At 70.4% G+C, this 8,579-nt stretch carries 11 protein-coding genes; 7 read left to right on the top strand and 4 right to left on the bottom strand.

The window, feature by feature from the left end:
* Window positions 1–435: beta-eliminating lyase-related protein (locus AC27VN_RS24400; protein ID WP_490878176.1), on the bottom strand; the 435-nt coding region annotated here is incomplete at its 3' end.
* Between the two features lie 70 nt (window positions 436–505).
* Between AC27VN_RS24400 and AC27VN_RS24395 the strand changes: the two genes are divergently transcribed.
* Entirely contained in the window at window positions 506–1,438 is a 933-nt protein-coding gene (locus AC27VN_RS24395; RefSeq protein ID WP_261212917.1) for a LysR substrate-binding domain-containing protein, read from the top strand.
* A gap of 9 nt (window positions 1,439–1,447) precedes the next feature.
* Here AC27VN_RS24395 and AC27VN_RS24390 read toward each other — a convergent pair whose 3' ends face one another.
* A complete protein-coding gene (locus tag AC27VN_RS24390) occupies window positions 1,448–2,392 on the bottom strand; it encodes a GlxA family transcriptional regulator (protein ID WP_490878175.1) in 945 nt (314 codons plus the stop codon).
* A 202-nt stretch (window positions 2,393–2,594) separates the two neighbouring features.
* Between AC27VN_RS24390 and AC27VN_RS24385 the strand changes: the two genes are divergently transcribed.
* The 6 genes from AC27VN_RS24385 to AC27VN_RS24360 all read left to right on the top strand — a co-directional run bounded on the left by AC27VN_RS24385 (window position 2,595) and on the right by AC27VN_RS24360 (window position 7,045).
* Window positions 2,595–3,398: an SDR family NAD(P)-dependent oxidoreductase gene (locus AC27VN_RS24385; RefSeq protein ID WP_490878177.1), complete on the top strand. Its 804-nt coding sequence runs from the start codon at window positions 2,595–2,597 to the stop codon at window positions 3,396–3,398.
* 30 nt (window positions 3,399–3,428) lie between these two features.
* Entirely contained in the window at window positions 3,429–3,824 is a 396-nt protein-coding gene (locus AC27VN_RS24380; protein ID WP_057593136.1) for a tautomerase family protein, read from the top strand.
* A 74-nt stretch (window positions 3,825–3,898) separates the two neighbouring features.
* On the top strand, window positions 3,899–4,864 hold the full coding sequence (locus tag AC27VN_RS24375; RefSeq protein WP_057593137.1) for a LysR substrate-binding domain-containing protein: 966 nt from the start codon (window positions 3,899–3,901) through the stop codon (window positions 4,862–4,864).
* 158 nt (window positions 4,865–5,022) lie between these two features.
* Window positions 5,023–5,604 carry a Dps family protein gene (locus AC27VN_RS24370; RefSeq protein WP_057593138.1) on the top strand — a complete coding sequence of 194 codons (582 nt, stop codon included), beginning with the start codon at window positions 5,023–5,025 and terminating at the stop codon, window positions 5,602–5,604.
* Window positions 5,601–6,500 (top strand): 4-hydroxybenzoate octaprenyltransferase, encoded by a 900-nt coding sequence (ubiA, locus tag AC27VN_RS24365; RefSeq protein ID WP_093351153.1) that lies wholly within the window; start codon window positions 5,601–5,603, stop codon window positions 6,498–6,500. Before AC27VN_RS24370 ends, ubiA begins: the two co-directional genes overlap by 4 nt.
* A 29-nt stretch (window positions 6,501–6,529) precedes the next feature.
* Window positions 6,530–7,045, top strand: a complete 516-nt coding sequence (locus tag AC27VN_RS24360; RefSeq protein ID WP_296788757.1) for a MaoC/PaaZ C-terminal domain-containing protein — start codon at window positions 6,530–6,532, stop codon at window positions 7,043–7,045.
* Window positions 7,046–7,051: 6 nt separating this feature from the next.
* Here the strand turns inward: AC27VN_RS24360 and proC are convergent, their stop codons facing one another.
* Window positions 7,052–7,909, bottom strand: a complete 858-nt coding sequence (gene proC / locus AC27VN_RS24355; RefSeq protein WP_490878174.1) for a pyrroline-5-carboxylate reductase — start codon at window positions 7,907–7,909, stop codon at window positions 7,052–7,054.
* On the bottom strand, window positions 7,906–8,579 hold a 674-nt coding region (locus tag AC27VN_RS24350; RefSeq protein ID WP_490878173.1), incomplete at its 5' end, for an esterase-like activity of phytase family protein. The genes AC27VN_RS24350 and proC, both read right to left, overlap by 4 nt.

Below are 8,579 nucleotides of genomic sequence, written 5' to 3'. Positions count from 1 at the left end.
CTCCATACCGACGAGTTCGGTGCGCAGGCCGCCGGGGCGGCGCAGCGTGCGCTCGAGTTCGTCGAGGTCCATGGCGCCGGCCGTGCCCGCGATGCCGAGGTAGGCCAGGCCCGCGAGCGTGGCGCCGCCGCGCTCGGTCAGGAACATGTGGGCCGTGGCCTCGAGCAGCACCTGGCCCTGGCGCTCGGTCTGCGCGAGCACGGCCAGCAGGTTGCCCATGGTGGCCGTGGGCACGTAGAGGCCGGCCTCCTTGCCGAGCGTGCGCGCCACCAGCGCCTCGAGTTCGCGCGCGGTCGGGTCGCCATCGAGGCCGTCGTCGCCCAGCGGCGCGCGGCGCATGCGTTCGTACATCGCGGGCGTGGGCCGCGTGACGGTGTCGCTGCGCAGGTCCACGCCGGGAGGATCGGAGGGTGCGGTCGCGTCGGTGCCAGTCATGGCGGCGAGTATTCGCGCGCCGCCCGGATACGCAAAATTCCTTGTAGAGGGTGCGTCATACAATTTTGATATGACGACCCGCCGCATGACGCTCAAGCACATCGAGGCCTTCCGCATCGTCATGCAGACGGGCTCGATGACCGAGGCCGCGCGCCGGCTCCACACCTCGCAGCCCCAGGTCAGCCGGCTGGTGTCGCAGCTCGAGGCCATCGTCGGCTTCCTGCTGTTCGAGCGCCGCGGCACGCGCCTCCTGCCCTCGCTCGACGGCAAGCGTTTCTTCCAGGACGTGGAGAAGGCCTTCGTCGGGCTCGAGGGCCTGGAGGGCGCGGCCTCGAACATCCGCTCCTTCGGCGGCGACCGGCTCGCGGTGGCCGCCATGCCGCGGATCGCGGGCGGGCTGCTGAGCAAGGCCGTCGCGCAGTTCAAGGCCGAGCATCCCGAGACCCTGCTCACCATCCACTCGGGCGCCGCCGCCACCGTCAACACCTGGGTCAGCTCGGGCCTGTGCGAGCTCGGCCTGGCCATCCTCTACGGCGACGACGTGCCGGGCATGCAGGTCCAGACCCTGCTGACCATGGACTGCGTTGCCGTGCTGCCGATCGGGCACCGGCTCGCGAAGCGCAAGCAGGTCGCGGCGGCCGACCTCGAGGGCGAGGCCTTCGTCTCGTTCCCGCTCGGCAGCGCGCCGCGCGAACGCATCGACCGCGTGCTGGCGGCCGCGGGCGCCCGCACGCGCACGGTGCTGGAGTCGGACCTCGGTGCCTCGGTCTGCGCGCTGGTCGCCGCGGGCCTGGGCGTCAGCGTGCTCAATCCGCTGGCGGCGCTCGAGGAGCGGCGCAACCTCGAGCTCGCGGTGCGCGCCTTCGTGCCCGCGATCCCGGTGCGGCTCGCGCTGCTGCTGCCGCCCGATGCGCCGGATTCGCGGCTGGTGAGTGCCTTCGCGGACCAGGTGCGCGCGGTGATCGCGTCGGACCTCGAGGTGATCCGGCCGTACCGGCGCTGAGGCCGCCGGCTACACCAGCTCGGCGTTGGCCGAGATGCGCTGAATCGCCTGCGGCGGCTGCCCGAAGGCGCGCAGGAAGGCCTGCCGCATGCGCTCGCGGTCGCCGAACCCGGTTTCGCGCGCGATCACCTCGATCGGGTGGCGGCTGGTTTCCATCATCAGGCGCGCGGCCTCCACGCGCAGCCGCTCGATCGCCTTGGCCGGCGGCTGCCCGGTCTCCTCGCGGAACACGCGGCTGAACTGGCGCGGGCTCAGGTGCGCCGCGTTGGCCAGCACCTCCACCGACAGGTCGGCGGCGAGGTTCTCCCTGGCGTAGGCCAGGGCCGTCTGCACGCGATCGGACTTGGCATCGAGCTCGAGCAGGGTCGAGAACTGCGACTGGCCGCCGCCGCGGCGCTGGTAGATGACCAGCTTGCGCGCGATCGTCAGCGCCAGCTTGCGCCCGAGGTCCTTCTCGATCACCGCGAGCGCGAGGTCGAGGCCCGCGCTCATGCCGGCCGAGGTCCACACCGGCCCGTCGATGACGAAGATGCGGTCTTCCTCCATCTGCACGCGCGGATAGCGCTCCCTGAAGGCGCGCGCATGCAGCCAGTGGGTGGTGGCCTTGCGGCCGTCGAGCAGCCCGGCCTCGGCCAGCACGAAGGCGCCGGTGCAGATCGAGGCCATGCGGCGCGAGCGCGCGGCCGAGGCACGGACCCGCTCGATCAGGCTGCGCGGCGGCAGGCGGCATTCGTTGTCGCCCGCCACGATCAGGGTGTCGAACACGCGTTCGCCCCAGGCCTCGGTCTGCACCGCGAAGCCCTGCGACGAGGCCACCGCGCCGCCGGGTTCGGACACCACGGCGAAGTCATAGGCCGCCGAGCCGTTCATCAGGTTGGCGTATTCGAAGGCCGTGGCCACGGCCAGGGCCAGAGACTGGAAGCCGGGGTAGACGAGCAATCCGACGCTGTGCATTTCGCGCTCCTCGAGTGACCTGAAACCTTGCATGCCGTGCAAGCGCGCCATTCTGCGGCGCTTTGCCGGGTGCTGCGAGGCCGTGTCCGAAAACCTTGCATCTACGACATTGAGGAAATGTGGCGTCATTTTTACGATGACCCTCAGGCGCCGGCAGCCCGTCGGCCCGCTCTCTTCCAAGGTGAATTCCATGACCTCTTCGATGACTTCTTCCACGGCCTCCCGAGGCACCGCGCTGATCACGGGCGCTTCCACCGGCATCGGCGCCGTCTACGCCGACCGCCTGGCCCGGCGCGGCCACGACCTGATCCTGGTGGCCCGCAACGGCGAGCGGCTGCGAACGCTGGCGGACGAGCTGCGTGCCGCCACCGGCCGCCGTGTCACGACCCTCGTCGCCGACCTGACCGACCCGGCGGCGCGCTCGCGCGTCGAGGAGGTGCTGCGTACCGACGAGACCCTCACGATGCTCGTCAACAACGCCGGCATCGGCTCGGTCGCATCCATCCTCGCGGACGACGCCGACACCATGGAACACATGATCGCGCTCAACGTCACGGCGCTCACACGACTGAGCTATGCCGTGGCACCCGCGTTCGTGCGGCGCAAGGCCGGCACGATCGTCAACATCGCCTCGGTGGTCGGCGTCGCGGTCGAGATGCTCAACGGCGTCTACAGCGCGTCGAAGTCCTATGTGATCGGCTTCGGCCACACGCTGCAGCGCGACCTGGGCGACAAGGGCGTGCGCATCCAGACCGTGATGCCGGGCGCCACGGCCACCGAGTTCTGGGACGTCGCGGGCTATGCGCCGCAGAAGGAATCGGCCAGCACCATGTCGGCCGCGGACCTGGTGGACGCCGCGCTGGCGGGCCTCGACGCGGGCGAGCGCGTGACCATCCCGGGCCTGCACGAGGGCGAGCGGTGGACGCAGTGGGAAGCCGATCGCCGCGCGCTGGCGCCGAAGTTCGCCAACGCCGTCCCGGCCGCGCGCTATGGTCTGGCGCGCTGAGTCCTCTTCTCTTCTTTTCAGGAGCCCCGCATGCCGTACCTTCAACTGGACGTCAACGACCACTACCCGAGCGAGCTCAAGCAGCGCCTGGCCGAGCGCATGAGCCGCACCTACGCCGAGATGATGTCGGTGGACATCCGCCGCATCAGCGTGGCGGTGCGCGAGCTCGGCGAGGGCGGGCTCTGGCGCATTCCCGACCCGGAAGGCCCGCCGGTGCCGGTGTCGCTGATGATGCTGGACATCCGCCAGGGCCGCCCGCCCGAGCTGCGCATGGCGCTCGCCAAGGCGCTGTGCGCCCACTGCATCGAGCTGCTGGGCCTGCGCGAGGACCGGCTCAACGTCGAGTTCACGCAGCACACGGGCGACGAGATGTACCACCCCACGCTCGGCGGCTACAGCCCGGACTGGACGCCCGGGGAGTCCTGACGCGTGCCGCTCCGGCGGCGCCCGACCCCTGACCGCGAGCGGTCACGGTGCCTTGCGCATAATTGACGCAAGCTATGACCCTCACCGAACTCAAATACATCGTTGCCGTGGCCAGGGAGCGCCACTTCGGCAAGGCGGCCGAAGCCTGCTACGTGTCCCAGCCCACGCTCTCGGTGGCCATCAAGAAGCTCGAGGACGAACTCGAAGTCAAGCTCTTCGAGCGCAGCGCCGGCGAAGTCACGGTCACGCCGCTCGGCGAGCAGATCGTGCAGCAGGCCCAGAGCGTGCTCGACCAGGCGGCCAGCATCAAGGAGATCGCCAAGCGCGGCAAGGACCCGCTGGCCGGGCCGCTGAACCTCGGCGTGATCTACACCATCGGGCCCTACCTGCTGCCCGACCTCGTGCGCCAGGTGATCTCGCGCACGCCGCAGATGCCGCTGGTGCTGCAGGAGAACTTCACCGTCAAGCTGCTCGAGATGCTGCGCGCCGGCGAGATCGACTGCGCGATCATGGCCGAGCCCTTTCCCGACACCGGCCTCGCGATGGCGCCGCTGTACGACGAGCCCTTCGTGGCGGCGCTGCCGGTCAAGCACAAGTTCGCCGACCGCGAATCGATCACCTCGGAAGAGCTGCAGAGCGAGACCATGCTGCTGCTGGGCACGGGCCACTGCTTTCGCGACCACGTGCTCGAGGTCTGCCCCGAGTTCGCGCGCTTCTCGAGCAATGCCGAGGGCATCCGCAAGAGCTTCGAGGGCTCGTCGCTCGAGACCATCAAGCACATGGTGGCCTCGGGCATGGGCGTGACGCTGGTGCCGCGGCTGTCGGTGCCGGCCGAGGCGCTCAAGCCCAGGGGCAAGGGCCGCAAGGAGTCGGAGCAGATGGTGCGCTACCTGCCGGTGCGCGATGCGCAGGACCGCGATCCGCCCACGCGCCGCGTGGTGCTCGCATGGCGGCGCACCTTCACGCGCTACGAGGCGATCGCGGCGCTGCGCAACGCGATCTATGCCTGCGAACTGCCGGGCGTGAAGCGGCTGTCCTGAGCCGTGGCGGCGGAGGGAGAGGGCGAATTCGCGACCTCGGCCTACGCCGTTGCAAGCCTGGAATATCGAACGCTGCGATAGAGTGACGCTGTTGCGAAGCCGCGCGCCGGCTTCGAGAATTCCGGTGTCACACCCAACTTGAAGAAAGACCTTTTGCCATGGCCAAAGCTCCCAAGAAAACCAAGCCCTCTCCCGCTTCCTCCGCCGGCAAGGTGCCCAAGAAGGGCGGCGCGGTGGTCGCGCAGGAGTCCGGCAGCCGCAATGCGCCGATCATCAACATCGGCATCGAGCGCCAGGACCGCGCGGCCATCGCCGAAGGCCTGAGCCGCGTGCTCGCCGACACCTACACGCTCTACCTCACCACCCACAACTTCCACTGGAACGTGACGGGTCCGCACTTCAACTCGCTGCACGCGATGTTCATGGCGCAATACACCGAGCTGTGGAACTCGACCGACGTGATCGCCGAGCGCATCCGCGCGCTGGGCCACTACGCACCGGGTTCGTACGCCGAGTTCAGCAAGATCGCCACCGTGCCCGACGTGCCGCAGGACCCGCCCAAGGCGATGGAGATGGTGCGCATCCTCGTGAAGGGCCACGAGACCGTGTCGCGCATCGCGCGCGAATTCATCCCCGTGGCCGAGGAAGCCGGCGACGATCCGACGGCCGACATGCTGACCGCGCGCTGCACGGTGCACGACCAGACCGCCTGGATGCTGCGTTCGCTGCTCGAGGATTGACCACCCATCCCGCCCCTCACGGCCTCACGCCCGCGCCACGCCGCGGGCGTTTTGCCGTGTACCTCGACCTGATCCGCTGGAACCGTCCCGCGGGCTGGCTGCTGCTGCTGTGGCCCAGCCTCGGCGCGCTCTGGTTCGCGGCCGACGGCTGGCCGGGCTGGCACCTGATCGCGGTGTTCGTGCTCGGCACGATCCTGATGCGCAGCGCGGGCTGCTGCGTCAACGACGTGGCCGACCGCGACTTCGACCGCCACGTGAAGCGCACCGCGCAGCGGCCCGTGACCAGCGGCGAGATCTCGGTGCGCGAGGCGCTGCTGTTCGGCGCGGTGCTCGCGCTGGTGGCCTTCGGCCTGGTGCTCACGACCAACCGGGTCACGGTGTACTGGTCGTTCGCCGCGCTCGCGGTCACGTTGGTCTATCCCTATGCCAAGCGCTTCGTCTCGATCCCGCAGGCGGTGCTCGGCATCGCGTTCAGCTTCGGCATTCCGATGGCCTTCGCGGCCGTGCAGGCGACCGTGCCGGCTTTCGCGTGGTGGCTACTGGCGGGCAACCTGTTCTGGGTGCTGGCCTACGACACCGAGTACGCGATGGTCGACCGCGACGACGACCTCAAGATCGGCATGAAGACCTCGGCCATCACCTTTGGCCGCTACGACGTGGCGGCGGTGATGGCGAGCTATGCGGTCTTTCTCGCGGTGTGGACCTGGGCCGGCGCGAGCCGCGGGCTCGGCGCCGTGTTCTACCTCGCGATCGCGATCGCCGCGGGACAGGCGGCCTGGCACTGGCGGCTGATCCGCGAGCGCACGCGCGAAGGCTGCTTCCAGGCCTTCCGGCTCAACCACTGGCTGGGCTTCGCGGTCTTCGCCGGCGTGGTGGCCGGCTACGGCTTGCGCTGATCCACGACCCGGCCCGGAGACGAGACCGCATGCAGCCCACGCCCGACGCCCAGGCCACGCTGGCGCAGCTGCGCGGCCGGATCGGCCGGGAGGCCCATTCGGAGTGGCACCGCATCACCCAGGACATGGTGGCGCGCTATGCCGAGCTCTCGGGCGACGGCGAGGGCGAATGGATCCATCTCGATCCGGAGCGCGCCGCGCGCGAGGCTGGCTACGGCGGCGCCATCGTGCAGGGATTCTTCCAGGTCTCGCACCTGATCAAGCTCAGCGGCGAGGCGATGCGCAGCCTGCTGCCCTTCGACACCAACCATGCGCTGAACTATGGCTTCGACCGCCTGCGCTTCGTGCGGCCGATGCCGGTGGGCGCGCGCTTCCGGGCGCGCGTGCGCATCGCGGAGGTCACGCCCAAGCCCGGCGACAGCTTCCTGCTGAAGGAGGCGCTGCAGCTCGAGCTGGAGGATGGCACCGTCACGCTGGCGGCCGACTGGCTGTTCTTCCTCGGCCCGCGCGCGCTGGCCGGCACCTTCGACGCGCCGCCGGCCTGACGGCCCTCAACCGCGGCCGAATTCCTCGCCGAGCTCGGCCGCGCGCTTCTGTGCCGCGCGGATCGCGGTCTTGAACTGTCCCTTGACGTCGGTCTGCTGCAGCGCGCTGATCGCCGCGTAGGTGGTGCCGCCCTTGGAGGTCACGCGCTCGCGCAGCACCGCGGGCGGCTCGTGCGCGCTGTCGGCCAGCGCCGAGGCGCCGGTGAAGGTGCCGATCGCCAGGCGCTGCGCCTGGTCGGGCGTGAGGCCCATCTCGATGCCGGCCTCGGTCATGGCCTCGATGAAATAGAACACGTAGGCCGGGCCCGAGCCCGACATCGCGGTCACCGCGTCGAGCGCGGGTTCTTCGTCGACCCAGATCAGCTCGCCGGTGGGCGTCAGCAACTGGCCGACCAGCGCGCGGTCGGCGCCGTCGGCGCCGGCGCGCGCGAACAGGCCCGTCATGCCCTGGCCGACCAGCGCCGGCGTGTTCGGCATGGCCCGCACCACGCGCTCGGTGGCCAGCCAGCGGGCGATGCTGTCGGACGGGATGCCCGCGGCCACGCTCAGGTGCAGGGCGTTCCCGGCGAAGGGGCGCACCGGGCGCGTGGCCTCGGCGAAGGTCTGGGGCTTGACCGCCCAGACCACCACCGCGCAGCGCGACAGTGCCGCGCCGGCCTCCGCCTGGGCCGCGATGCCGAAGGTGTTGGCCAGCCTGGCGCGCGCCTCCTCGAAGGGCTCGACCACCTCGAAGGAGGTGGCCGGCGTGCCTTGCTGGATCAGCCCGCCGATGATGGCGCTGGCCATGTTGCCGCCGCCGATGAAGGCGATGGGCGGCAGCGGCGCGGGGGCGTTGCGGGGCAGGAAGGTGGCGGCGATGGTCATGGTCGGTCGAGGAATTCGAAGGCGGCGAACTGCGTGATCTGCAGCGGATTGAAATTGTCGTCGCTGACGATCATCAGCGTCCGCCCGCCACCGGGCAGCGGCGGGCCCCAGCACATGCCCTCGCTGTTGTCGAGGCGCGAGAGGCTGTTGTCGGCCCCGAGCCGGGAGAAATCGGCGACCAGGGTCTTGGCGACCGGCCGGTGGTTGCCAGGGGCCAGCGCCTCCAGGCCCAGCACGTCGCTGCCGCCGCGGGTGTCTATTTCATAGAGGCGCAGCGAATTCCCGGTGCCGGCGGCGTAGGCACGCTCGAGCACCAGCATGCGGTGCGCGTCGATCATCAGCACCTCGCTCACGCCGTTGTCGGCATAGGTGCCGGGCACGAGGGGGCGCAGCGGAATCGCGTCGGGCACATAGGCGATCTGGCCGGTCGCCCGGCCGCTGGCCAGGTCGATGCGCGTGAAGCGGCAGGGGCCGCCGGCGGCGTCGACCGTGGGCACGGGGCCGTCCTGGATCAGCGCGTTCTCCATCGCCAGCCAGGCCGTGCGGCCATCGGGCGTCAGCGCGAGGCCCTCGAAGGCGAGGTTGTCGCGCGCGCCGCGGCGCTGGGCCGGGTCGGGCTGGAACATGGCGGGCAGCGCGAATTCGCGCAGGAAGCGGCCATCGCGCGCCG

Source organism: Variovorax sp. 20P10.2.4, from assembly GCF_058244205.1.
This window is presented reverse-complemented; position numbering and strand designations above follow the sequence as displayed.

Coding starts and splice junctions, on each gene's coding strand:
- AC27VN_RS24395 (WP_261212917.1), top strand. CDS start 506: ATGACGACCCGCCGCATGACGCTCAAGCACATCGAGGCCTTCCGCATC.
- AC27VN_RS24390 (WP_490878175.1), bottom strand. CDS start 2,392: ATGCACAGCGTCGGATTGCTCGTCTACCCCGGCTTCCAGTCTCTGGCC.
- AC27VN_RS24385 (WP_490878177.1), top strand. CDS start 2,595: ATGACTTCTTCCACGGCCTCCCGAGGCACCGCGCTGATCACGGGCGCT.
- AC27VN_RS24380 (WP_057593136.1), top strand. CDS start 3,429: ATGCCGTACCTTCAACTGGACGTCAACGACCACTACCCGAGCGAGCTC.
- AC27VN_RS24375 (WP_057593137.1), top strand. CDS start 3,899: ATGACCCTCACCGAACTCAAATACATCGTTGCCGTGGCCAGGGAGCGC.
- AC27VN_RS24370 (WP_057593138.1), top strand. CDS start 5,023: ATGGCCAAAGCTCCCAAGAAAACCAAGCCCTCTCCCGCTTCCTCCGCC.
- AC27VN_RS24360 (WP_296788757.1), top strand. CDS start 6,530: ATGCAGCCCACGCCCGACGCCCAGGCCACGCTGGCGCAGCTGCGCGGC.
- proC (WP_490878174.1), bottom strand. CDS start 7,909: ATGACCATCGCCGCCACCTTCCTGCCCCGCAACGCCCCCGCGCCGCTG.